The sequence below is a fragment of the Pseudomonas sp. 2995-1 genome (assembly GCF_002742505.1).
GTDB classification, from domain to species: Bacteria; Pseudomonadota; Gammaproteobacteria; order Pseudomonadales; family Pseudomonadaceae; genus Aquipseudomonas; species Aquipseudomonas sivasensis.
Map to the genome: position 1 here is coordinate 1 of NZ_LJSA01000010.1, position 228 is coordinate 228.

At 33.3% G+C, this 228-nt stretch carries 1 protein-coding gene; it reads left to right on the forward strand.

The genetic code is table 11. The features are described 5' to 3' along the window. Positions 1–228: hypothetical protein (locus AOA61_RS31615; protein ID WP_218197282.1), on the forward strand; the 228-nt coding region annotated here is incomplete at both ends.

The window sequence follows — 228 nt, forward strand, 5'->3', positions numbered from 1 at the left end:
GGTCTGTCAATAAAGGGGACAAGTATACAGAAGTCTTTATTCTCTTTAATCATGGGTATTGTTTCATTGTTCTTTTTTATTTCCATACTCACAGCGTTTGGACCTGGTTATACTCTATCATCTGATTCTATTAATGAAGCCAGTAAAAATATATCAAAAGAACTTTTTGTATCCATTATGGGAATGGAAAACCCTTATTTTACACAAGCATTACCCGAAGACTATTCC